The organism is Bacillus sp. MYb209 (assembly GCF_002975175.1).
Lineage (GTDB): Bacteria > Bacillota > Bacilli > Bacillales > Bacillaceae_G > Bacillus_A.
In genome coordinates this window covers 339,486-362,089 of the sequence record NZ_PCNZ01000002.1, presented here as the reverse complement: position 1 = coordinate 362,089, position 22,604 = coordinate 339,486, and the positions used below count along the sequence as shown (strand labels likewise).

24 protein-coding genes and 1 riboswitch are annotated in these 22,604 nt (G+C 36.1%); of the genes, 5 read left to right on the top strand and 19 right to left on the bottom strand.

All coding sequences use genetic code 11. The annotated features are described in order from the left end of the window. Nucleotides 1-101: 101 nt before the first annotated feature. Nucleotides 102-1,025 (bottom strand): ribonuclease Z, encoded by a 924-nt coding sequence (rnz, locus tag CQZ94_RS05540; RefSeq protein ID WP_105584578.1) that lies wholly within the window; start codon nt 1,023-1,025, stop codon nt 102-104. A gap of 188 nt (nt 1,026-1,213) precedes the next feature. Here rnz and CQZ94_RS05535 point away from each other — a divergent pair, with 188 nt between their 5' ends. From CQZ94_RS05535 to CQZ94_RS05525, 3 genes are all read left to right on the top strand, one after another. Further along, nucleotides 1,214-1,465, top strand: coding sequence for a DUF3932 family protein (locus tag CQZ94_RS05535; RefSeq protein ID WP_002111702.1), 252 nt, complete (start codon nt 1,214-1,216; stop codon nt 1,463-1,465). Nucleotides 1,466-1,660: 195 nt separating this feature from the next. Beyond that, nucleotides 1,661-1,828, top strand: a riboswitch (M-box (ykoK) riboswitch). A gap of 331 nt (nt 1,829-2,159) precedes the next feature. Next, nucleotides 2,160-4,865: a magnesium-translocating P-type ATPase gene (gene mgtA, locus CQZ94_RS05530; protein WP_142395755.1), complete on the top strand. Its 2,706-nt coding sequence runs from the start codon at nt 2,160-2,162 to the stop codon at nt 4,863-4,865. 76 nt (nt 4,866-4,941) lie between these two features. After that, complete coding sequence (locus CQZ94_RS05525) at nt 4,942-5,643, top strand: MgtC/SapB family protein (RefSeq protein WP_142395754.1); 702 nt, start codon at nt 4,942-4,944, stop codon at nt 5,641-5,643. Between the two features lie 41 nt (nt 5,644-5,684). Here CQZ94_RS05525 and CQZ94_RS05520 read toward each other — a convergent pair whose 3' ends face one another. Then, nucleotides 5,685-6,923, bottom strand: a complete 1,239-nt coding sequence (locus CQZ94_RS05520) for a DNA polymerase IV (protein WP_105584575.1) — start codon at nt 6,921-6,923, stop codon at nt 5,685-5,687. A 142-nt stretch (nt 6,924-7,065) separates the two neighbouring features. Between CQZ94_RS05520 and CQZ94_RS05515 the strand changes: the two genes are divergently transcribed. Continuing rightward, nucleotides 7,066-7,266 carry a hypothetical protein gene (locus CQZ94_RS05515; RefSeq protein WP_105584574.1) on the top strand — a complete coding sequence of 67 codons (201 nt, stop codon included), beginning with the start codon at nt 7,066-7,068 and terminating at the stop codon, nt 7,264-7,266. 51 nt (nt 7,267-7,317) lie between these two features. On the opposite strand, the gene CQZ94_RS05510 is transcribed toward CQZ94_RS05515, so the two are convergent. Together CQZ94_RS05510 and CQZ94_RS05505 are read right to left on the bottom strand one after the other, a co-directional pair. Then, nucleotides 7,318-8,436, bottom strand: coding sequence for a tripeptidase T (locus tag CQZ94_RS05510; RefSeq protein WP_105584573.1), 1,119 nt, complete (start codon nt 8,434-8,436; stop codon nt 7,318-7,320). A 127-nt stretch (nt 8,437-8,563) separates the two neighbouring features. Next, nucleotides 8,564-9,109: a GNAT family N-acetyltransferase gene (locus tag CQZ94_RS05505; protein WP_142395768.1), complete on the bottom strand. Its 546-nt coding sequence runs from the start codon at nt 9,107-9,109 to the stop codon at nt 8,564-8,566. Between the two features lie 188 nt (nt 9,110-9,297). On the opposite strand from CQZ94_RS05505, the gene prli42 reads away from it, so the two are divergent. After that, complete coding sequence (prli42, locus tag CQZ94_RS31110) at nt 9,298-9,390, top strand: stressosome-associated protein Prli42 (RefSeq protein ID WP_000549036.1); 93 nt, start codon at nt 9,298-9,300, stop codon at nt 9,388-9,390. Nucleotides 9,391-9,480: 90 nt separating this feature from the next. Here prli42 and CQZ94_RS05495 read toward each other — a convergent pair whose 3' ends face one another. From CQZ94_RS05495 to lpdA, 15 genes are all read right to left on the bottom strand, one after another. Then, nucleotides 9,481-9,720 carry a DUF3894 domain-containing protein gene (locus CQZ94_RS05495; protein WP_002088543.1) on the bottom strand — a complete coding sequence of 80 codons (240 nt, stop codon included), beginning with the start codon at nt 9,718-9,720 and terminating at the stop codon, nt 9,481-9,483. Between the two features lie 64 nt (nt 9,721-9,784). Beyond that, entirely contained in the window at nt 9,785-10,345 is a 561-nt protein-coding gene (locus CQZ94_RS05490; RefSeq protein WP_105584571.1) for a L,D-transpeptidase, read from the bottom strand. Between the two features lie 16 nt (nt 10,346-10,361). Next, nucleotides 10,362-11,330 carry an aromatic acid exporter family protein gene (locus CQZ94_RS05485; protein WP_002111713.1) on the bottom strand — a complete coding sequence of 323 codons (969 nt, stop codon included), beginning with the start codon at nt 11,328-11,330 and terminating at the stop codon, nt 10,362-10,364. Nucleotides 11,331-11,430: 100 nt separating this feature from the next. Continuing rightward, nucleotides 11,431-12,153: an amino acid ABC transporter ATP-binding protein gene (locus CQZ94_RS05480; protein ID WP_002160561.1), complete on the bottom strand. Its 723-nt coding sequence runs from the start codon at nt 12,151-12,153 to the stop codon at nt 11,431-11,433. Further along, on the bottom strand, nt 12,146-12,805 hold the full coding sequence (locus CQZ94_RS05475) for an amino acid ABC transporter permease (RefSeq protein WP_105584570.1): 660 nt from the start codon (nt 12,803-12,805) through the stop codon (nt 12,146-12,148). The genes CQZ94_RS05480 and CQZ94_RS05475 overlap by 8 nt, the downstream gene beginning before the upstream one ends. A gap of 36 nt (nt 12,806-12,841) precedes the next feature. Beyond that, a complete protein-coding gene (locus CQZ94_RS05470; protein ID WP_105584569.1) occupies nt 12,842-13,621 on the bottom strand; it encodes a transporter substrate-binding domain-containing protein in 780 nt (259 codons plus the stop codon). 250 nt (nt 13,622-13,871) lie between these two features. Continuing rightward, nucleotides 13,872-14,285 (bottom strand): BrxA/BrxB family bacilliredoxin, encoded by a 414-nt coding sequence (locus CQZ94_RS05465; RefSeq protein ID WP_002015097.1) that lies wholly within the window; start codon nt 14,283-14,285, stop codon nt 13,872-13,874. Between the two features lie 143 nt (nt 14,286-14,428). After that, the gene (locus CQZ94_RS05460) at nt 14,429-14,836 is read right to left on the bottom strand and encodes a YjdF family protein (protein ID WP_105584568.1); all 408 of its coding nucleotides are present in this window, start codon (nt 14,834-14,836) and stop codon (nt 14,429-14,431) included. Between the two features lie 126 nt (nt 14,837-14,962). Continuing rightward, complete coding sequence (locus CQZ94_RS05455) at nt 14,963-15,421, bottom strand: NUDIX hydrolase (RefSeq protein ID WP_105584567.1); 459 nt, start codon at nt 15,419-15,421, stop codon at nt 14,963-14,965. Nucleotides 15,422-15,491: 70 nt separating this feature from the next. Continuing rightward, a complete protein-coding gene (locus CQZ94_RS05450; RefSeq protein ID WP_105584566.1) occupies nt 15,492-16,190 on the bottom strand; it encodes a DUF421 domain-containing protein in 699 nt (232 codons plus the stop codon). A gap of 108 nt (nt 16,191-16,298) precedes the next feature. Then, nucleotides 16,299-17,477: an FtsW/RodA/SpoVE family cell cycle protein gene (locus CQZ94_RS05445; protein WP_105584565.1), complete on the bottom strand. Its 1,179-nt coding sequence runs from the start codon at nt 17,475-17,477 to the stop codon at nt 16,299-16,301. Between the two features lie 340 nt (nt 17,478-17,817). Further along, entirely contained in the window at nt 17,818-19,137 is a 1,320-nt protein-coding gene (locus CQZ94_RS05435) for a dihydrolipoamide acetyltransferase family protein (RefSeq protein WP_105584563.1), read from the bottom strand. Nucleotides 19,138-19,152: 15 nt separating this feature from the next. Beyond that, nucleotides 19,153-20,136: a 3-methyl-2-oxobutanoate dehydrogenase subunit beta gene (bfmBAB, locus tag CQZ94_RS05430; RefSeq protein WP_000290071.1), complete on the bottom strand. Its 984-nt coding sequence runs from the start codon at nt 20,134-20,136 to the stop codon at nt 19,153-19,155. A 13-nt stretch (nt 20,137-20,149) separates the two neighbouring features. Beyond that, nucleotides 20,150-21,151 carry a 3-methyl-2-oxobutanoate dehydrogenase subunit alpha gene (bfmBAA, locus tag CQZ94_RS05425; protein WP_000852549.1) on the bottom strand — a complete coding sequence of 334 codons (1,002 nt, stop codon included), beginning with the start codon at nt 21,149-21,151 and terminating at the stop codon, nt 20,150-20,152. A 27-nt stretch (nt 21,152-21,178) separates the two neighbouring features. Further along, nucleotides 21,179-22,600: a dihydrolipoyl dehydrogenase gene (lpdA, locus tag CQZ94_RS05420; protein ID WP_105584562.1), complete on the bottom strand. Its 1,422-nt coding sequence runs from the start codon at nt 22,598-22,600 to the stop codon at nt 21,179-21,181. Nucleotides 22,601-22,604 lie beyond the last annotated feature (4 nt).

Sequence of the window (22,604 nt, the reverse complement as noted above, 5' to 3'; positions counted from 1 at the left end):
TGTGTTATCCAATATAAATATAAAATGATAACAGTTTTAGTAAAAAAAATTTTTATTATAAATAAAAAAATGGCAAACATATGTTACCATTTTTTTGAATATTACTTTTCTACTGGAAATGATTTCAAATCCATCGCGATTTCTGTATTAGAAAATAACTCTCTTGCTTCTTTCAGCAATTCCTTATATGTATCTCCTTGATAACGAGAACTAATATGAGTCAATATTAATCGCTTTACATTTGCATTTAATGCAACACGCGCAGCTTGTTCTGTTGTTGAATGGAAATAGTCGTGTGCTTGCTGTTCATCTTCTGCCGCAAAAGTCGCTTCATGAACAAGTACATCAGCATCTTGCGCAAGCTCTCTACTCGCTTCGCAATATCGTGTATCGCCTAAAATTGTAATAACTCTTCCTTTTTGAGGCGGGCCGATAAAATCTTTTCCATTTAACACTGTGCCATTCTCTAATTCAACTACTTCACCATCTTTTAAGCGTTTAAAAACTGGACCAGGTTTCACACCCATTCCCAGCAACTTATCCACTAAAAGAGCTCCCTGTATATCTTTCTCTACAATTCGATATCCGAAACATTCGATTCCGTGTGATAACCTTTTTGTTTCTACACCGAATTCATGATCCTCAAACACAATACCTTCTTCCGTGATCTCAACGATTTCAAGTGGATATTTAACATGTGTCGTACTTACTAATAATGCTACTTCAATAAATTGTTTAATTCCTTTTGGGCCGTACACTGTTAACGGCGTCGTTCCCCCTTGGAAAGAACGGCTCCCTAATAAACCCGGCAAACCAAAAATGTGATCTCCATGTAAATGAGTAATAAATATTTTTTCAATGCGTCTTGGGCGTACAGATGTATGTAAAATTTGATGCTGAGTCGCTTCACCACAGTCAAATAGCCACGTTTGCCCTCGTTCTTCTAACAATTGTAAGGCAATTGCTGAAACGTTCCTTCCTTTTGAAGGAACACCTGCACCAGTTCCTAAAAATACAAATTCCACTTTCTTTCCTCCAGCTCTTTATATAATCTATCTTTCATCTTACGGAATGTTATTTCAAATGGCAAATTGAATTTACATAACCAATCATCTAGACAACTATACAACACGAACATTCAAAATAAAAACTTAACAATCGTTCGCGTTTTGTAGTAATATAACTATATCACATATAAAGGGAGCGTTTTATTATGAAAGAAGTATTTCGTTTACAAACTGATTTTTCATCTTCATTTGATCGCTGGGTAAGTTCTTTCGTTTCTGATCACCCAGCACAACTAGAGTGGACGACTTTAAAAGAATTAATTCATGAATATACAACATCACATACAAATGAGACGTTACCAACATATATTTCTTCAGCTTTAACATATTACGCACAACGCGTTTCAACAACAAATAGCTCAGAGATTGTTATTTTTGAAAATCCTACAATCTCATAATCTATAATAAAAGCACTGTATAATCAGTGCTTTTTATTTATATTCATTAAATTATTTTCCCACCTTATTTACAAAAAAACACATCTTATTTCATACTATATAGTCATCACGAATCTATTTAATTTTTCAAAAAAACAGATTAAATAGATATTGACACTATAAAATTTCAGTGCTAACATTCAACATGTAATTGAATATGGTCTCTGTTAGGTGAGGCTCCTGTATAGAGAAACGCTGCTGCCCAAAAATGTCGAGAGACGCCAATGGGTCAACAGGAAAGGTCGGAATGAAGGCCTTTCTTAACGTAGCTGGTTTCAGTACCTATGCTATACAGTGCTAAAACTCAACGAGGGAGAGGTGCGTATGTTTTGTCATACACAAAAACTGTTTTTATCTATGTTTAATAACAGTCTTTGTTGTTGACTCTTTTTGACTGCGAATTCAGACCTTTACTCGTTGTGAGTAAAGGTCTTTTTACGTCTTTATGCACCTTACTATGAAACAAACATAGCATATTCAGAAACTATTAAATTGTACGGAGGTGAGGAACAGTGGCAAGTGATGATTCGGCCCAGATACCCATATGTTTTACACTTATATTTTATCATGTAGGTAGGAAAGAAGCTGTTCCTCCCAATTTTAAATAGTCGAGTAACAGATTGTTTCCTCCTTCATGAAAGAGGAGGAACTACCGATGTTAAATTTACAAAGACAAGAAACAAAGCATGCTTACGATCAAGATAGCATGCAAGCAAATAACGAATTATTAGTGGAAGTTGCAACACAGGATGTACACTCCGCGTTAAAACTCTTAGAAACAACACAAGATGGACTCTCTAAACAAGAAGCGTCTCGTAGACTTTCTTTATATGGTCCGAACGAAATCGCTCATAATAAAGCATTGCCGTGGTACATTCAATTTCTGCTGGCATTTAAAAATCCATTTATTTTTGTTTTATTAGCTCTTGGAGCACTCTCTTTTTTCACAGATGACATACAAGGAACAATTGTCGTATCTGTAATGGTACTGCTAAGTGCAACGATTCGCTTTCTACAAGAATTTCGCTCTCAGAAAGCGGCAGATAAGTTAAAGGCTATGGTTCGAACAACCGCGAGCGTCTTTAGAATAGATGGATTTATACATGAAACAAAAAACGTAACCAATTTAAACCGTAATCATACAATGGAAATTCCAATTGAAGAACTTGTGCCTGGCGATATTATTTCACTTTCAGCCGGTGATATCGTTCCAGCTGATGTGCGTATTTTATCCGCTAAAGATTTATTTGTTAATCAATCTTCTTTAACAGGAGAAGCACTTCCTGTAGAAAAATACGAGAACTGCTACCATACGGAAAATAAACATATATTACCGAAAAACATGAAAAAAAATTACAATCCGCTCGATATGGAAAACCTTTGCTTTATGGGTACAAATATTGTTAGCGGTAGCGCAAAAGCTGTTGTTGTTTCAACTAGTACGGATACGTATTTCGGCTCTTTAGCAAAAAAGGTTATCGGAAAACGTGCAGAAACAAGCTTTGATAAAGGCGTAAACAAAGTAAGTTGGCTCTTAATCACATTCATGCTTATTATGACGCCCATCGTCCTTCTCATTAATGGATTCACAAAAGGAGATTGGCAAGAAGCTTTCTTCTTTGCTATTGCCGTTGCAGTTGGTCTTACACCTGAAATGTTACCAATGATTGTAACTGCTAATTTAGCTAAAGGCGCCGTGAACATGTCTAAACAAAAAGTAATTGTAAAACAGCTAAACTCTATTCAAAACTTAGGTGCTATGAACATCCTTTGCACGGATAAAACTGGAACTTTAACAGAAGATAAAGTCGTCCTTGTTCGTCATTTAGATCCTAATGGAAATGAATGCAATCGCGTCTTACAATTTGCATATTTAAATAGCTTCTATCAAACTGGATTGAAAAATTTAATAGATAAAGCTGTCATTGAACATACAGAGGAAAACCATAAGTTTGATCCATCAATTTTTCAAAAGCTAGATGAAATTCCATTCGATTTCGCTCGTCGTCGCATGTCTGTTATTGTGAAAGATATTTCAGGTGAACATACAATGGTTTGTAAAGGTGCCGTAGAAGAAATTTTATCAATTTGTAATTACACTGAAGTGGATGGACAAATTGTCCCTCTTACTGAAGAAATGAGAGCAAATGTAAAACATCTTAGCGAAACTTTAAACAGTGAAGGAATGCGTGTCATTGCTGTAGCATACAAGAAAGATAACAAACCTTATCATAAAGCTTATGCAGTACAAGATGAATCCGCTATGATCCTTACTGGATATATCGGCTTTTTAGATCCGCCTAAACCATCTGCTGCTTCTGCAATTCAAGCATTGCATAAACACGGCGTACAAGTGAAAATCTTAACGGGCGATAACGAAATTGTTACAAGAAAAGTTTGTAAAGAAGTGGGATTAAATATAGGTGAGCCTGTCCTCGGTTACGAAATTGATTCTTTACCAGATAAAGCATTAGCGAAACTGGCAGAAGAAACAACAGTGTTCGCAAAACTAAATCCAATGCAAAAATCCCGCATCATTCGCGTATTGCAAGGTAATGGTCATACTGTAGGTTATATGGGGGATGGTATTAACGATGCCGTTGCACTACGTGATGCTGATGTTGGAATATCTGTTGATACTGCTACTGACATTGCAAAAGAATCTTCCGATATTATTCTACTTGAAAAAAGTTTAACTATATTAGAAGCAGGTATTTTAGAAGGGCGCACTACTTTCGGCAATATTTTAAAATATATAAAAATGACAGCTAGCTCTAACTTTGGAAATGTATTTAGTGTATTAGTGGCAAGTGCTTTCATTCCATTTTTACCGATGCTTGCAATTCATCTCTTAATTCAAAACTTACTTTATGATATTTCACAGCTTTCAATTCCATGGGATAAAATGGATAAGGAATTTTTAGAGAAGCCTAGAAAATGGGATACTGCAAACTTGCGTAACTTCATTATTTGCATCGGTCCAATTAGCTCTATATTCGATATTATCACATTCGTTGTCATGTGGAATGTATTCGGTGCAAATACACCTGGAGAACAATCGCTATTCCAATCTGGTTGGTTTGTCGTTGGGTTGCTAACGCAAACATTAATTGTCCATATGATTAGAACACAGAAAATTCCATTTATTCAAAGTACAGCAGCAATACCAGTTCTTTTGTTAACCGCTTGTATTATGGCAATCGGAATTTATATTCCATTCTCACCACTTGGTACAGCAATTGGTTTACAAGCATTACCACTAAGCTACTTCCCTTGGTTAGTAGGAATATTATTAGGTTATGCTTTCTTAACACAATTCCTGAAAAAAATTTATATTAAAAAATTTCATAGCTGGTTGTAAAAATGAGAATGAGTGGGTATTTCTCACTCATTCTCAAAAAATATAACATGTACTTATATGTATGGAGGTGACCATGATGATATGGTATGACATCGTATTAAGGTTATTTATAGCAATTATTGTAGGAGCTTGCATCGGAATGGAAAGACAATGGAGACATCGAATGGCTGGGCTACGGACAAATGCTCTCGTATCACTTGGCGCCTGTATATTTGTTTTATTATCCGTCATGCTTGATCATGATGCTAGTCCATCACGCATCGCCGCTCAAGTTGTTAGTGGTATTGGCTTTTTAGGAGGCGGTGTTATTATTCGTGACGGTTTTAGTATTAGAGGGTTAAATACAGCAGCAACTTTATGGTGTGCAGCTGCTGTCGGTACTCTTACAGGTGCTGGCTTCCTCGTTGCAGCTATGTTAGGTGCAGCCGGCGTCTTACTAGCAAATATACTACTACGCCCGATCGCTCTATTTATGAATAATAAATCAAAAGAAGATTTACCCGAGCAAACAAACTATTTACTTTCTCTTACTTGTTCAGAAGAGAATGAAGCACATATTCGTTTTCTTCTCATGCACATGGTAAGTTCAGAAGGTATCGGTTTAAAAGAATTGTACAGTGAAGACGTTGATTCTAACCAAAAAGTATGTATACAAGCTACATTACATTGCAATACAAATGCAGCTGTCTTAATTGAAAAAATAGTAAGTAGAATGCTTTTAGAATCCGGCGTTACTGCCGCTGGGTGGAAGACGTCTTTAGATTTAGAGGCAAGTTAATAATTAAAGGTGTCATGATGTTTACTACCTCATGACACCTTTTACATAAACTTATTTTCTAATTTTTGCTGAAACGACTTTTCTTGCTTACGTAATAATTGACTACCTCGCTGTAAAAGAGGTGTTCCATACTTTTCATTAATCTGATCAATAACAGCAAGTAACGGCTCTTCTTTCGCATCTTCTTCAAACGAAAACAAATCTAACTGTTTCACCGATTCTGTCTTCCACTCTAATTCAGTAGCTGTAACACCTAACAGACGAACAGAATCACCATCCCAGTGTTGCTTCCATAAACGTGATGCTGCTTGGAAAATAACCCGTTCTTCCCATATTGCATTTTTCAATTGTTTACTCCGTGTTACTGTGCGACGATCATGGTATTTAATCATAATTTGAATGTTATAACTAACGAGAGTTCGTTTTTGTAGCCTTTTGCTTACAGATTTCGATAATCTTTCTAACATATCAAGTAATTCTTTTTCTTCGTCCATATCCTTTGAGAAAGTCATCGAATTTCCAACGCTTTTATGTTGCCCCATTTGATTCGGATCAACTTCCCTGTCATCCATACCTTTTGCACGCCTTTGTAAATCAACACCGTGCTTTCCAATTTTAGCGCGAATGATATGTTCGTCTCCTTTTGCTAACTGTTCAATTGTATGTATATGAATGTCTTTTAGTTTTTCAGCTGTTTTCTCTCCGATTCCATGCATCTCTGCAACTGATCGTGGCCAAATAATTTCTGGGATATCACGTTTTCGAAGTACTGTAATACCAAGAGGTTTTTTCATATCTGAAGCAGTCTTTGCTAGGAAAAGGTTTGGGGCAATCCCAATGCTACATGGAAGCTGTAACTCTGTTACTAACGCTTGTTGAATCATCTTCGCTATTTCAAGAGGCGAACCGAGCGCATAGCAATCTGTAATATCTAAATACCCTTCATCTATAGAAAACGGTTGTATTTTTTCTGTAAAACGGGAAAGAATTTGAAACATTTGAAATGAAGCTTCTCGATATAATGTAAAATTAGGGTGCTTCACAACTAATTGTGGGCATAATCGCTTCGCTTCCCATAGAGGCATCGTCGTACGTATTCCATATTCTCTCGCCTCATAACTACATGTTATGATAATCCCTTTTCTCTCTTTTTCATTCCCCGCAATCGCTAATGGCTTTCCTTGTAATGATGGGTCGTGAGCAATTTCAACAGATGCGAAAAAACAATTCATATCTACATGTAAAATAACACGTCCATTTTTCGGATACATTTCTCGCATAATACTCACCCCCTTCAAAGAACGTTCGTTCTTTTATTATATCAAATTCATGTACAATATAATAATTACTTATTCTTTTTATCCTTATTTTTGCTATACTTAATACGAAATATGGATATTATTGTAAAAGGAGTGACTTATTATGAAATCAAATAGTAAACTTAACTATACCTTTCCCATTATTATATTAATCATCTTAATTAATTATTTATTACTTCCTATTTTTGATATAAACGTAGCAGGGCTCCTTCCACGTTTAATAAGTATCGTAACAACCTATATACTGCCATGGATTTTCCTATATTGGCTTATCCGCCTTGTGAAAGCCATTGAATCAAAATAAAAAAAGACGTGTAAACCATAATTGGTTCACACGTCTTTTTGACTTTATTACTTACTTCGCTACTTCTTCGATAATAGCTACAACTAATTCTGCTGTTTTCGCTAATTCTTCAACAGGAATTTTTTCATTTGTTGTATGAATTTCTTCATAACCAACTGCTAAGTTAACTGTTGGGATACCATGTCCTGCGATTACGTTCGCATCACTTCCACCACCACTTTGGTGAAGAGAAGGCGTACGACCGATGTTTTCAGCTGCACGTTTCGCAACTTCTACAACGTGATCGCCAGCAGCAAACTTAAATCCTGGATACATAACGTTTACTTCAACGTCTGCATGACCACCCATTTCTTTTGCAGTTGTTTCAAATGCTTCTTTCATTTTTGCAACTTGTGCTTCCATTTTCTCATTTATTAAAGAACGAGCTTCTGCAAAGATTTGAACATGATCGCAAACGATATTTGTTTGTGTACCACCTTCAAAACGTCCAATATTTGCAGTTGTTTCAGAATCGATACGACCAAGTGGCATCTTTGCGATTGCTTTTGCTGCGATAGTAATTGCAGATACACCCTTTTCTGGTGCTACGCCAGCATGAGCTGTTTTCCCACGAATAATCGCATTCACTTTCGCTTGTGTTGGCGCTGCAACTACAATTTCACCAACTTTTCCATCACTATCTAATGCATAACCATATTTTGCTGTAATACGCTCACGGTCTAACGCTTTTGCACCAATAAGACCAGATTCTTCTCCAACTGTAATAATAAATTCAATTTTACCATGCGGAATGTTTTTCTCTTTTAAGACACGAATCGCTTCAAACATAGATGCTAATCCAGCTTTGTCATCGGCTCCTAAAATTGTAGTACCATCTGATACGATATATCCATCTTTAATAGAAGGCTTAATTCCATTACCAGGAACTACTGTATCCATATGAGAAGTGAAATAAATTGTATCAACACCGTCTTTTGTTGCTGGTAAAGTACAAATTAAGTTACCTGCACCATGACCAGTTTCAGCCATTGTGTCATCTTCAAATACTTCTACACCTAAAGCAGTAAATTTCTCTGTTAACACTTTGCAAATTTCTGCTTCAAATTTTGTTTCAGAATCTACTTGTACTAACTCCATAAATTCATTTACTAAACGTTCTTGATTAATCATAAGACTGCGCCTCCTGCACTACCATTATGTATGTAACAACATTAATTATAACAGAATTTCGCAAAAGTTTCGAAATACAAGACAAAAAACAGATGGTTAACACATCTAGATATCCATCTGCTTTCTATTACTCGTTTAATAACACCCAACGCATATGATCTTCCCAAACTCCATTTACCATCAACATTTTGCGAGATACACCTTCATATTGAAACCCTATCTTTGTCACTACTTGTATAGATGCTAAGTTTCGTGGCATAATCGGTGCTTCTATACGATGTAAATGAAATTCTCCAAAGGTAACTTGAATTGCTTTTCTAAGTGCTTCTGTTGTATAACCTTTATTTAACTCTTCCTTATCTAATTTATAACCAAGTACACAAGACTGATAAATTCCGCGAACGATTAGGTTAAATGAAATACACCCAATAATTTTCGTATCATCACCCTTTTTAAAAATCCATAGCCTGATAATCTTACCTTCCGCGAACTCTCTTCTATCCTTTTGTAACCTTTTTTTTTGATAATCTAACGTGAAAAAATCATCTGGCCTATACTCTTCCCATGCTTTTAAAAACTCACGATTTCTGTCGTAATATTGAAGAACTTTTTCCGCATACGACTCATCAATTTCCCTTAAATGTAAGCGATCTGTTTCGTATATTTTCATCATCGTATCTCCATTCTTCAGCTTGCATAACAAAAAAATTGCACTCCATCTTCTAATATATTCTCCACGTGCACGCAAATTTCCTGTTATACTTTACACACACTTCTCGAAATTTGTCATTTCTCTCCCCTTGTCCACAATTTCATTTCTCGTTACAATGAAATTGTACTGATTTGCAAGGAGGTTTAACGATGCATAAAAAAGCTCAAAAAATTATGGTTTATATAATGCTAATTTCTATGCTTGTAACAACATTACTTACTGGCGCAAGTATGTTTTGGTAAAAAGGACGATTCACTCGTCCTTTTTTTACTGCTTACACATACAAAATAGACCATCTCGAAATCGAGATAGTCTATCTTATAATGAACATTTTATTTTATATATATAACAATTGCTACAATACTAAAGGAAAAGGCCATTACAAGTGCTATTACAAAACTTGTATATTGTTTCTGCTGAAATGCCCCAATAACAAAAGTAAGATTGAGTAATGCCATAAATACAATCGCTACAACGTAAGAACATATATTAAAAGTTGCCAATATGAATGTAATAACAAATAGAAAACCAACACAAAACTGCATGTAAGAAATTTTTGGATTTAAATACATATGAGCAACCCCTTTACTCAATTATCTTTATATATTCTCATTAACGCATGGTTATGTACACATGTCAAGACAACTTATAGAAAAGAGAAAAGCCAACCGTTTCGTTGACTTTTCCAAATACTATGGCCCCTTTTTCCTTCGCCAATTGCTGAAATGTTTTTTTCGATTTCACAATCGATACTTTCGTTCCAAGTGGAATACGATCAAACAAATATTCCACATCATATTTCTTCATTCTTATACATCCTTGCGAAATATATTTTCCAATTGAACTAGGCTGGTTTGTCCCGTGTATCCCATACTTACTTCCATCCGTTCCTCTTGCATTAAATCCCATCCATCTCGATCCAAGTGGATTTTTTGGAGAGCCCCCAGGAATATCCTTCGCAATATAATATGGATCCTTCGCCTTCAATACAATGTCAAAGGTTCCTTCTGGGGTTAATTCATTTGTTTTCCCTGTCGCTACTGGAAAAACCTTTTGGATCTTCCCATCATCAATGTAAGCTAGTTTATTCGTTGCTTTATTTACAATTATAAAAGGATCTCCAGCACGTGGGTTATCACCAAGAGGCCAGATTGGTGATAAAGAAAGACATAATAATAAAGAAAGAAGATACGGCATACATAATTCCTACCTTCTAAATAAGTTCTTTTATATTATCCTTTCCCTTAAAACGACTTTTAATGAGTAAATATTGCTCCATTTCATAAACAAGTTGAACGAGTTTTGCACGTATTTCAAATTCTTCTCGCGAGACTGGTAAAGGCATTTCTCTAAATACTTCTCGCATTTCTTGAAGTTGTCTTAACGAAATGACCCCTGTACTTTCAGGACGAATAGAATTCCCTATATTTTCAATTACGTCTGCAATCATATCAGCTTGTTCATACGTCCAAGATAGTGATGCAGCTAATGGTATCATTCGCTCCAAAATTTCAAATTGCTGCATACGCATATCAAAATACCGATAATAATAGTCATCTTCACGCATAAATTCATTCTCAAGTTTTTTAAATGATAAATCTTTTGCTTCTTTCAGCATCATTTCTGTTTCAATTAATTCGGCCCCACTCCAATTACTATCTCGATTTCGTAAATAAACGACCATTTCAAACAAAATCGTTCTGAAATGGTCTTCTATTTTCCCTTGATACTCTTTCAGTTTATTCTCACTGCTTGGCATGTACATGTTTACTAATAAAGCGACACTAATTCCAATCGTTAATATAGCAATTTCATTACCAACTATAGACCATGTAATTTGCTTTAATGAATACAGATGCATAACGATAACCGAACTCGTGACAATCCCTTCTTGAATTTTGCACATAACTGCAGTCGGAATAAAGGTAAGCAGCAATACGCTAATCGCAAGTGGTGTATAACCAATCGTTTCAAAAATACAAAACGCAAATACCATCGATAATACACAAGCTAAAAAACGGTGCAACGATACTTGAACGGATTTCCGTTTCGTATTTTGCACGCATAAAATGACTAAAATACCAGCTGAACTATAAAATTCTAATCCTAATAACTGAGCAATAAAAACTGCCGCACCCGTTCCAAGCGCTGTTTTCACTGTTCTATATCCAATTTTAAACATATCATTACTCCTATATGTATAAATGTCTTTAAAAATATTATAAAAAAAGGATGACGCAATGTCATCCTTTTCTATCTATTGTTCACTTAACCTTTACATATTACAATATTTTTTGCAAAAATTCTTTTGCACGGTCACTTTTTGGTGCTGTAAAAAACTCTTCCGGATTACTATCTTCTACGAGCTTTCCACCATCTAGAAAGAGAACGCGGTCTGCTACTTCTTTTGCAAATCCCATTTCATGTGTAACGATTGCCATCGTCATTCCTGTCGTAACTAATGATTTCATAACTTCTAACACTTCTTTCACCATTTCTGGATCTAGCGCAGAGGTCGGTTCATCAAATAACATAACTTCCGGTTCCATCGCTAATGCTCTTGCAATTGCTACACGTTGCTTTTGTCCACCTGAAAGGCGATTTGGATATGCATCTTTCTTATCTAATAACCCCACTTTTTCTAGAAGTTTCTCAGCTTTTTTTTCAGCCTCTTGCTTCGTTACTCCTTTTACATTGATAGGAGCATACGTAATATTTTCTAATACAGTCATATGAGGGAATAAGTGAAAATGTTGAAATACCATTCCGACATTTTCACGAACATGCATAATATTTGTTTTCGGATTCGTTACTTCTTCCGTTCCAATCCAAATGTGACCAGCTGTCGGTGCTTCTAGTACATTCATACAGCGTAAAAACGTTGACTTTCCAGATCCAGACGGTCCGATAATTGCAACAACTTCTCCTTTTTCAATCGTTGTTGTAATTCCTTTTAATACTTCATTTTTTCCAAATGATTTATGAAGGTTGTCAATTTTAATCACTTTTCTTCATTCTCCCTTCAATTGCCTTCCCGACTAATGTAAGAATAATTACTAATATATAATAAATAAGTCCAACAAACAGTAATGGCTCAAGATATTTAAATGTTTCACCGCCTACAATATAAGCACGGCGCATTAAATCAGTCGCTCCTATTACAGTTACTACAGCCGACTCTTTCGTAAGTGTCGCAAACTCATTCACAAGCGCTGGTAATATATTTTTTAAAGCTTGAGGAAAAATAATATTTCTCATCATTTTACTGTACGGAATACCTAAAGCCATTGCTGCTTCTGTTTGTCCTTTATCGACTGCTTGAATGCCGGCACGAATCACTTCTGACATATATGCACCTGAGTTTAAGCTAAATGCAAGTACAGCTGCTAAAAAGGCTGGTATCTCATAATCCATCATTTGCGGAACACCGAAATAAATAATCATTAATTGCAATACTAGCGGTGTGCCACGAAATATTGACGTATAAATATCTGCTGCAATATTTAATACTCGTATTCTAGCAATTTTGCAAAGTGCTAATAACGTTCCTAAAATAAATCCTACCACAGCTGATGCAGCTACAATTTTCAATGTAACTTCTAAGCCCTTTAATATATATGGTATTGAAGGCGTAATTGCCGAAAAATCTAGATTCATCCTTTTCATTCCCCTCACAGAAAAGTGAAAGGCAGCTTATTTTCCGCTGCCAAACCATTTCTTCACTAATTTATCCATTTCTCCATTTTCTTGCATTTTCTTAATTACTTTATTAAATTCTTCTGTTTTATCACTGTTTTTCGGAAGAGCAATTGCTGCACCTACTTCTTCTGGTGCTTCTTGAATTTCAATTCCTTGTAGTTCTTTCATTTTTTCTAAATAATTTTTTGCAACTGTGTCTTCTATAATTGCAGCGTCAAAACGACCAGCTTTAATTTCTTGTACGATTTCTGGTATACGGTCACGTCCCTCAGCTTTGAAATCGACTTGTTTTTTAAATTCTTCTGCTTTTTCTTCTTGGATTGATCCTGTTTGTACCCCTACTTTTTTTCCTTTTAAATCTTCTAATGATTTAATATTAGAGCCTTTTTTTGAAACAATCATATTTTTAGCAACAAAATAAATATCTGTGAAATCAGCATTATTTTTACGTTCTGCAGTTGGCGTCATACCTGCCATAACGAAATCAACTTTTCCTGAGCTAAGAGATGCTAATAATCCTCCAAAATCCATATCTTTCACTTTTACTTCATACCCAAGTTCTTTTCCGATATATTTTGCAATATCAACATCAAAACCGATAATTTCATCACTTTTTGATGCTTCCACGTATTCATACGGTTTATAGTCTGCTGAAGTCCCCATAACAAGTACTTTTTTATTCTCACTCTTCGCCTTTTCTTCCCCATTACTACAAGCACTGAACATACTTACAATTAAAATAAGTGCAAATGATATTGATAATAACTTCTTCATCTTTCTTCCCCCTAATAATGTATATTTAAAAGTTAAATAGAATATTTATTCGATGTTTGTATTGTATCAACACTTTCATTTTTATGCAACATTCAAAATAAAAATAAATACAAAAAACAATATTAAAGTCATTTTAGATGCATAAAAACATGCATAAAATAATAACATCATTCATGTTTAATTATGTTAAAAACTAAATAAAAAAGACGGTACACCCACTTGATCGTGGACGTACCGTCTTTTCTCTTCCCTATAGTTCTTCGCAATTATCTTCGAAATAAGATTGTAGTTTTGCAATTACTTGCATTGGTTCATGACCTTCAATTTCATGACGTTCTACCATCGTTACAATTTTTCCATCTTTCAATAAAGCAAATGATGGAGATGAAGGTGGATATCCTTCAAAATATTCACGAGCTCTTGCTGTTGCTTCTTTATCTTGACCCGCAAATACCGTTACAAGGTGGTTAGGGCGTTTATCATAATGTACGGAATGTGCAGCAGCAGGACGAGCAATGCCACCTGCACAACCACATACAGAGTTTACCATTACAAGTGTTGTACCATTTCTTTTAAATGCTTCTTCGACTGCTTCTGGTGTCGTCAATTCTGTATATCCCGCAGAGACAATCTCTTCACGCGCTTGACGGACAACATCATTCATAAAAAAGTTAAAGTTAATCAATCTTTTCCCTCCTCTAATTCTACCTATTTGTATCTTACCAGTTAATGTTTAGAGAATACAAGTAAGTTTACTTGTATTTCAGCATAGAAAAGGTGTTAGAGCTCTTGCTCTAACACCTTTTCTTAATGACCTCGATGTTTTTGCTTTGCCTTTTGTACTTTTATAAAACGTTTTCGCTTCTTTTCTGCCTCTCGCTTCACTTTGGATTGCACTTTCTTTTCTTGTTTATGCAACTCATAGGATAAACTAATTGCCTCTTGCGCCTTTGTACAACGTTTTATATTTACTTCTTTTGCGGCTTGCCGTATGATACGCTTTATATTTTTCGGACGCTGCTTTTCTTTAAATTCCACACCACATCTTGCAAAGTGCTGGAAATGCGCTAACATTGGACCATTTACAAATATAAATACTTCTTCATCTGATGGTTCCGTTCCAAAAATATACCTTGCTCCATACAACTTTCCTTTTTCTTTGTGCGTAATAATTCCTGCAAAAAATTGACCATCATAATATACTGTCAACTCCATTGACAGCCCCCCCTAAAAAATTAGAAATACTGGACATCCCGGAGGGGAAGGTTACTGACATGAAATCATGCGTCTGGACTACCAACCAGATCAGTGTTTTTGTATTTCTTTCACTACTATTATATCTTATTTTTCCATAATTTTCATATATTCCACAATCATTTTTTTATGCGATCCTACAATATAATCAGGTAGCTCTGTTACCGGGAAGAATTTAAGCTGAACCGCTTCTTCTTTATTCATAACAAAATTCCCTTCATATTGATCGGTATAATAGGCTGTCGTTACGGATTGAAACTCATCACCGTTTGTTAATTTTGTAAAATAGTTCGCTCCAGAAAATACATTGATTAATCGGAGGTTCTTTACTTCTATTCCTGTCTCTTCATATACTTCACGGTAAGCTGTTTCTTCTGGTGATTCACCAAGCTCCATTAGCCCGCCAGGCAGCCCCCATTTTCCGTACGGCTCTGTTCTTTGCTGTAATAATACATATCCACTTTCATTTATAACGAGTACAACAGCACCAACTAAGATTAAAGGGCGATGACCAACTACTTTTCTTAATTCCTCTACATATCCCATGGAAACACCTCCCTTTTTGTTGTCGACACTATTGTATCATATGTATGAAACGACAAAATGCGTATGTTTTTCATTTTTTTAACAAAATATTTATTTTATATGCTTCATCTACCGTAGCTAACATAATGGATTCGATTTCCGTACCCTTCTCTAAAAATTCTTTCGCCCACTCTTCCGTTTTTCCTAATAAAGCGAGAACATCTTGCTGAATTCTACCATCCTTCACTAAAATAAAAGCAACTGGAGATTTTCTCCCCGCCACTTTAAGATCAAGACGAGAAACTGTTTCATATTCTGGATACTGAAATACAGAAACAACACCGCTTGCTTCCCACAATGCCAATTTAATTGTGGCAATATCGCTCACATTTTGCAAACGAAGCTCCGAAAATAAATATTCCACCGTAATTCTTGCTTTTTTTAAATTACTAAAATCAATGGAACCATTATGTATAAGAATAATAGGTGCAGGCTCTAAAAAACGTCTCCACCTATCCCATTTCAACATTAAAACTGAGCTTACAATATGAAGTACAACTAGTATAAAGGTTGTAATCATGGAACCAAGTAACCCAACTTTTTCATCAGATAGTGCATTAGAAATGTTTCCCCCTAACAATAGCACTAATACGACGTCTAAAAATCTTAGTTGCGCAATAGACCTTTGCCCCATCGCTTTCGCAACAAGAATTAAAAATATATAAGCTATAATCGCTCGGATAACCCATTCGCCATTAGAAAGATGCCGTGCTCCTTCAAAAATATCCATAACTTTGCACTCCTTAAACGTCGCAAACTACAATTCTGTCTTAGTTTGCAACGTTTAAGGGCATATATGTAAAAAAAGCTGATTCGTTTTTAAACGAACCAGCTTTTTTTACTTAACTGAAAACATATATTTTTTATACGTTTTCCGTACCGATAATATGAGCCCCATCATAATCATATTCGAGAATAAGGAACTTCCCCCATATGATAAGAAAGGTAATGCGATACCTTTTACAGGCATTAATCCAACGATCATACCAATATTTTGGAATATTTGAACCGTTAGTATTCCTATTGATCCAGCACATAATAATGTACCAAATAAATTATCAGCAGAATAACCGATAATAATTGTTCGATATAGTAGTAATAGGAACAAGAACACAACTAGCGCTGCTACTATAAATCCACCTTCTTCGGCAATTGTAGCGAAAATAAAGTCAGTGTGTTTCTCTGGAATATAGACGTTCCCTTCACCGAATCCTTTCCCTTCCATACCTCCACTACCTACAGCTAAAATCGATTGCTGTGTTTGATAGCCTTGATCTACATTATCAAATGGATCTAACCAACCTAAAATACGTGATTGTTGGTGAGGTTTTAGTAAAGTAACCAGTTTATTAAAAAAGAAGTCTGGGTATTTTAAAAATATAAATATTAATGTAGACAATATTGTCACCGGAATGACTGTACATAACGCAATTAATTTCTTTTGAATTCCTGACATAAATAAAATACATGCGATAGCTGCTGCATATAAGAACACCATACCTGTATCTGGTTGGCTATATACAACGGCCATAGGTGGAAGAGATACTAACATTATCTTTCCGACTAATTTCAAATCAGTCTGGAATGTCCGCGCCATATATTGAGCATTATGTTTCACTGCTAAAGTGGCTATTATGAGAAGCAATGAAATTTTGAAAAACTCCGATGGCTGAATTTGTCCAGCTACTGGAAAAACAAACCATCTTTTTGCACCTAATTTTTCAGGTGTGAAACTGGAAACCGGCAGTATTTTCAAAAGAATAAGTGAACCAAACCCAGCGATATAAAGTGGCCAAGACAACTTTTGCCATTGGTCTAAGTCAATGCTTGCAACAAGAAGTAACAATACAACCCCAATTACGTAGTTAACACCTTGTTTCAAAGCAAAGTTTGCATCTCCATACTGTCCGGTTTGCTGACTGCTATATATTGCGGCTATACTCGTAACACAAAATGCAAACAAAATTAAAATTAGTTTTACATCTAAACTTTTTAGAAAATCGGTACTTCTTTTCATGACATCCTCCTGAAACATTGTTACGGCAAAATAAAAAAACCAGGAGTCAATACTCTTTATGTTTTGACGACTGATTACACATTATCTATAAAACACTTATATAGAATAACTCTCTTTTTCATACAATACAATATATTATACTACAGTTTCGTCAGTAAGATTTGCCAAAAAAATTATTCTTTTCTTATTTTATATCTATATACCATATATCAGCAATGTATTTTCGCAAATTCCTAATACATGATCATTCATTGTAAGATTACTGGGAAAGGTTTGTACATATAGTAGGATACAAATGAAGAAATGAAATGATAAAAAGCTCGCAAATGCGAGCTTTTTATTAATATACAGATGTATTGTTCTCTGACACGTTTTCTAAAATTTCTTTTACACGTCCTAAGAATTTACCACAAATTAAACCATCAAGTACACGGTGATCAAGTGATAAACATAAGTTAACCATGTCACGAGCACCGAACATACCATTATCCATAATTACTGGGCGTTTTACAATTGATTCAACTTGTAAAATAGCCGCTTGTGGGTAATTAATAATACCCATAGATTGAACAGAACCGAATGATCCTGTGTTATTAATTGTAAATGTTCCGCCTTGCATTTCATCAGCTTTTAATGATTTCGTGCGTACTTTTCCTGCAAGTTCTGTAATTTCGCGAGCGATACCTTTAATTGTTTTTTCGTCCGCTTGCTTAATTACTGGTACAAATAGTTCTTCCTCTGTTGCAACAGCGATAGAAAGATTAATGTCTTTCTTCTGAACGATTTTATCGCCAGCCCACATTGAGTTAATTTGAGGATATTCTTTTAACGCTTGTGCTACTGCTTTTACGAAGAAAGCAAAGAACGTTAAGTTAAAGCCTTCACGCTTTTTGAAATCGCCTTTAATTGAGTTACGGTATGACACAAGGTTTGTCACATCTACTTCAATCATCATCCAAGCATGAGGTGCCTCGTGTTTACTGCGTAACATATTTGCTGCAATTGCTTTTCGTACACCTGTTACCGGAATCTCGATATCTCCAGGCATTGTCGGCACAGAAACTGGTTTTGCAGCTTCTACTTTTTGCGCTACCGGTGCTACTGCCGCTGATTTTGGTGCTTCTGGACGCTCTGCTACTGCAACAACTTCCTCTTTCTTCGCACCTGCTTGCGGAATATTTCCAGATTCCACTAGCTTTAAAATATCTTTACGAGTAATACGACCATTTGATCCTGTACCTTCTACTAGATCTAAATCAACATTATGCTCACTCGCAAGTTTTAACACAGCTGGTGAAAAACGTGGTTTTCCATCAGTTGGTTGTTTCGCTTTCGGTGCTTTCTCAGGCGTAGTTGCTTCTGCCTTTGGTTCTTCTTTCGTTTTTTCCTCTACAGCTGTTGCAGCTACTTCATCTGCGCCTTCTACTTGAATGACACAAACAACCTCACCTACAGCTAACGTATCACCTTCACCAGCGATTAACTCTTTCACAATACCAGTGAAAGAAGATGGTACTTCTGCATTTACTTTATCAGTCATTACTTCTGCAAGCGGATCATATTTATTTACGTGATCGCCAACATTAACGAGCCATTTGCTAATTGTACCCTCTGTAACGCTCTCTCCGAGCTGAGGCATTGTAATATTTTCTACAGCCATGTATAGTCCCCCCGATTAAAATTCCGCAAGTTCACGCATTGCTTTTTCAACTTTATCTGGATTTACCATAAAGAATTTTTCCATTGTTGGTGCATATGGCATTGCTGGAACGTCTGGACCTGCAAGACGGGCAATTGGTGCATCTAAATCAAACAGGCAATTTTCAGCGATAATAGCTGCCACTTCACTCATAATACTTCCTTCTTTATTGTCTTCTGTTACAAGAAGAACTTTACCAGTTTTTGAAGCAGCTTCAATGATTGCTTCTTTATCTAATGGATACACAGTACGTAAATCAAGAATGTGTGCAGAGATACCATCTTGCGCTAATTTCTCAGCTGCTTGAAGAGCAAAGTGAACACATAATCCGTACGTGATAACAGTAATATCATCACCTTCACGTTTTACATCTGCTTTTCCGATTGGTAATACATAGTCATCTTCTGGCACTTCACCTTTAATTAAGCGATATGCACGTTTATGTTCGAAGAATAATACTGGATCTTCATCACGGATTGCTGCTTTTAATAAGCCTTTTGCATCATATGGTGTAGAAGGGATAACAATTTTTAAACCTGGTTGGTTTGCAAACATCGCTTCTACAGATTGTGAATGATACAATGCACCGTGAACACCGCCACCAAATGGCGCACGAATTGTAACTGGACAAGTCCAATCGTTGTTAGAACGATAACGAATTTTTGCTGCCTCAGAAACAATTTGGTTTACTGCTGGCATGATGAAATCAGCAAACTGCATTTCAGCGATTGGACGCATACCATACATTGCCGCACCAATTGCTACCCCAGCGATTGCAGATTCTGCAAGCGGTGCATCAAGCGCACGATCTTCACCAAATTGATCATATAAACCGTGTGTCGCTTTAAACACGCCACCTTTTTTACCAACATCTTCTCCTAAAACGAATACTTTCTCATCGCGTTCCATTTCTTCGCGCATTGCTAATGTAATAGCATCAATATAAGACATTACAGCCATGAAACGTTCCCCCCTATTCTGCGTATACGTGCTTCAATGCATCTTCAGGTGCTGCATACGGAGCATTTTCTGCATATTCTGTTGCTTCATTTACGATATGCATAATTTCATCTAACATTTGTTTTTCAAATTCCTCAGTTAACACGCCAGCTTCTTTTAAATAAGCTGCAAATGTTATAATTGAATCTTTTTTCTTTGCTTCTTCTACTTCTTCTTTATCACGATAAACACGATCATCGTCGTCACTAGAATGTGCTGTTAAACGATATGATACTGTTTCAATTAAAGTCGGGCCTTCACCACGACGGCCGCGGTCTGCTGCTTCTTTTACAGCTTTGTATACTGCAAGTGGATCGTTTCCGTCTATTGTATATCCAGGCATACCGTAACCAATTGCACGATCTGATACGTTTTTACATGCTAATTGTTTTTCAACCGGAATAGAGATTGCATATTTGTTATTTTCACACATAAAAATAACAGGTAGTTTGTGTACACCAGCAAAGTTTGCACCTTCATGGAAGTCACCTTGGTTTGAAGAACCTTCTCCGAATGTAACAAACGTTACTAAATCTTTCTTCTCCATTTTTCCAGCTAGTGCAATACCAACTGCATGTGGTACTTGTGTTGTTACTGGAGATGATCCTGTCACAATACGGTTTTTCTTTTGACCGAAGTGACCAGGCATTTGACGACCACCAGAGTTTGGATCTCCAGCTTTCGCGAAAGCAGACAACATAAGCTCTTTAGCTGTCATACCAAACGCTAGTACAACACCCATATCACGGTAGTATGGTAATGCATAATCTTTCTCTCTATCAAGAGCGAACGCCGCTCCAACTTGTGCAGCCTCTTGTCCTTGACAAGAAATTACGAATGGAATTTTACCTGCACGGTTTAATAACCACATACGTTCGTCAATTTTACGTGCAAGTAACATCGTACGGAACATTTCTAATACTTGCTCATCACTTAAGCCAAGCTCTTCATGGCGCTTTTCTTTTACTTCTGCCATTTTTCATAACCTCCTAAATCCACATTTTTATGCGTGTAACGCTTTTCCATCTACAGCTAGTGCTGCTTCACCAATCGCCTCAGATAATGATGGATGCGGATGAATTGTATGTGCTACTTCCCAAGGTGTTGCATCAAGTACTCTTGCAAGACCAGCTTCAGAAATCATATCTGTTACATGTGGTCCAATCATATGAACACCAAGAATGTCATTTGTTTCTTCATCAACTACAAGTTTTACAAATCCATCTGATTCTCCGTATACAAGTGCCTTTCCGATTGCACGGAATGAGAATTTACCTACTTTTAACTTATAGCCTTTTTCTTTTGCTTCTCGTTCTGTCAAACCGACAGAAGCAACTTCTGGACTGCTATATACGCATTTCGATACCATAGAATAATCAATTGGTGTAACTTCTTTACCAGCAATATGTTCTACAGCAACAATTCCTTCATGCGAAGCAACGTGAGCAAGTTGTAGGCCACCGATTACATCTCCAATTGCGTAAATATGAGATTCCTTCGTTTGATAAAACTCATTTGTTTGAATGTATCCTTTTTCCACAACAATATCTGTGTTCTCTAAGCCCATATTTTGCGTATTCGCTTGTCTTCCTACAGATACAAGCATTTTTTCTGCTTTAAATGCTTTATTCTCACCGTTATGTTCAGCTTGAATTGTTACTCCATTATCTTTTACCAATGTTTCTGGTAATACTTTTGCACCAGTTACCACTTTAATACCTTTTTTCTTGAATAAACGCTGCATTTCTTTTGAAACGTCATTATCCTCTAGTGGTAATATGTTTTTCGCATACTCTAATACTGTAACTTCTACACCGAAGTCGGCAAGCATAGATGCCCACTCAATACCGATTACACCGCCACCAACGATAATGATCGAACTAGGAAGCGTTTCCATTTTTAGGGCATGATCCGAAGACATTACATACTCTCCGTCTAACTCTAATCCTGGTAATGAATTTGGACGAGAGCCTGTTGCAACAAGTACATTTTTTGGAATTAACATTTCATTCTCTTCTCCACTTGCAAGTTCAACTGAGATTGTACCTGGCATTGGAGAGAAAATAGATGGGCCAAGAATACGGCCAATACCTTCAAACACATCAATTTTACCTTGTTTCATTAAATGCTGAACGCCTTTATGAAGCTGCGTTACAATCTTCTCTTTACGCTCTTGTACTTTAGCAAAGTTTAGTTCTACATTACTTGCAATAACTCCGAACTCTTCTCCTTTTTTAGCAGTTGCGTATACTTCCGCACTACGTAAAAGAGCTTTACTAGGAATACACCCTTTGTGTAAACAAGTACCACCAAGATTTTCTTTTTCAACAAGTGCAGTTTTTAACCCTAGTTGTGATGCACGAATAGCAGCAACGTATCCACCAGTACCCCCGCCAACGATGACTAAATCATATTCTCTTGCCATTATC

Bases quoted from the DNA above. Each gene is read 5' to 3' on its own strand.
- CQZ94_RS05535 (WP_002111702.1), top strand. From the start codon at position 1,214: ATGAAAGAAGTATTTCGTTTACAAACTGATTTTTCATCTTCATTTGAT.
- mgtA (WP_142395755.1), top strand. From the start codon at position 2,160: ATGTTAAATTTACAAAGACAAGAAACAAAGCATGCTTACGATCAAGAT.
- CQZ94_RS05525 (WP_142395754.1), top strand. From the start codon at position 4,942: ATGATATGGTATGACATCGTATTAAGGTTATTTATAGCAATTATTGTA.
- CQZ94_RS05520 (WP_105584575.1), bottom strand. From the start codon at position 6,923: ATGCGAGAAATGTATCCGAAAAATGGACGTGTTATTTTACATGTAGAT.
- CQZ94_RS05515 (WP_105584574.1), top strand. From the start codon at position 7,066: ATGAAATCAAATAGTAAACTTAACTATACCTTTCCCATTATTATATTA.
- CQZ94_RS05510 (WP_105584573.1), bottom strand. From the start codon at position 8,436: ATGATTAATCAAGAACGTTTAGTAAATGAATTTATGGAGTTAGTACAA.
- CQZ94_RS05505 (WP_142395768.1), bottom strand. From the start codon at position 9,109: ATGATGAAAATATACGAAACAGATCGCTTACATTTAAGGGAAATTGAT.
- prli42 (WP_000549036.1), top strand. From the start codon at position 9,298: ATGCATAAAAAAGCTCAAAAAATTATGGTTTATATAATGCTAATTTCT.
- CQZ94_RS05495 (WP_002088543.1), bottom strand. From the start codon at position 9,720: ATGTATTTAAATCCAAAAATTTCTTACATGCAGTTTTGTGTTGGTTTT.
- CQZ94_RS05490 (WP_105584571.1), bottom strand. From the start codon at position 10,345: ATGCCGTATCTTCTTTCTTTATTATTATGTCTTTCTTTATCACCAATC.
- CQZ94_RS05485 (WP_002111713.1), bottom strand. From the start codon at position 11,330: ATGTTTAAAATTGGATATAGAACAGTGAAAACAGCGCTTGGAACGGGT.
- CQZ94_RS05475 (WP_105584570.1), bottom strand. From the start codon at position 12,805: ATGAATCTAGATTTTTCGGCAATTACGCCTTCAATACCATATATATTA.
- CQZ94_RS05470 (WP_105584569.1), bottom strand. From the start codon at position 13,621: ATGAAGAAGTTATTATCAATATCATTTGCACTTATTTTAATTGTAAGT.
- CQZ94_RS05465 (WP_002015097.1), bottom strand. From the start codon at position 14,285: ATGAATGATGTTGTCCGTCAAGCGCGTGAAGAGATTGTCTCTGCGGGA.
- CQZ94_RS05460 (WP_105584568.1), bottom strand. From the start codon at position 14,836: ATGGAGTTGACAGTATATTATGATGGTCAATTTTTTGCAGGAATTATT.
- CQZ94_RS05455 (WP_105584567.1), bottom strand. From the start codon at position 15,421: ATGGGATATGTAGAGGAATTAAGAAAAGTAGTTGGTCATCGCCCTTTA.
- CQZ94_RS05450 (WP_105584566.1), bottom strand. From the start codon at position 16,190: ATGGATATTTTTGAAGGAGCACGGCATCTTTCTAATGGCGAATGGGTT.
- CQZ94_RS05445 (WP_105584565.1), bottom strand. From the start codon at position 17,477: ATGAAAAGAAGTACCGATTTTCTAAAAAGTTTAGATGTAAAACTAATT.
- CQZ94_RS05435 (WP_105584563.1), bottom strand. From the start codon at position 19,137: ATGGCTGTAGAAAATATTACAATGCCTCAGCTCGGAGAGAGCGTTACA.
- bfmBAB (WP_000290071.1), bottom strand. From the start codon at position 20,136: ATGGCTGTAATGTCTTATATTGATGCTATTACATTAGCAATGCGCGAA.
- bfmBAA (WP_000852549.1), bottom strand. From the start codon at position 21,151: ATGGCAGAAGTAAAAGAAAAGCGCCATGAAGAGCTTGGCTTAAGTGAT.
- lpdA (WP_105584562.1), bottom strand. From the start codon at position 22,600: ATGGCAAGAGAATATGATTTAGTCATCGTTGGCGGGGGTACTGGTGGA.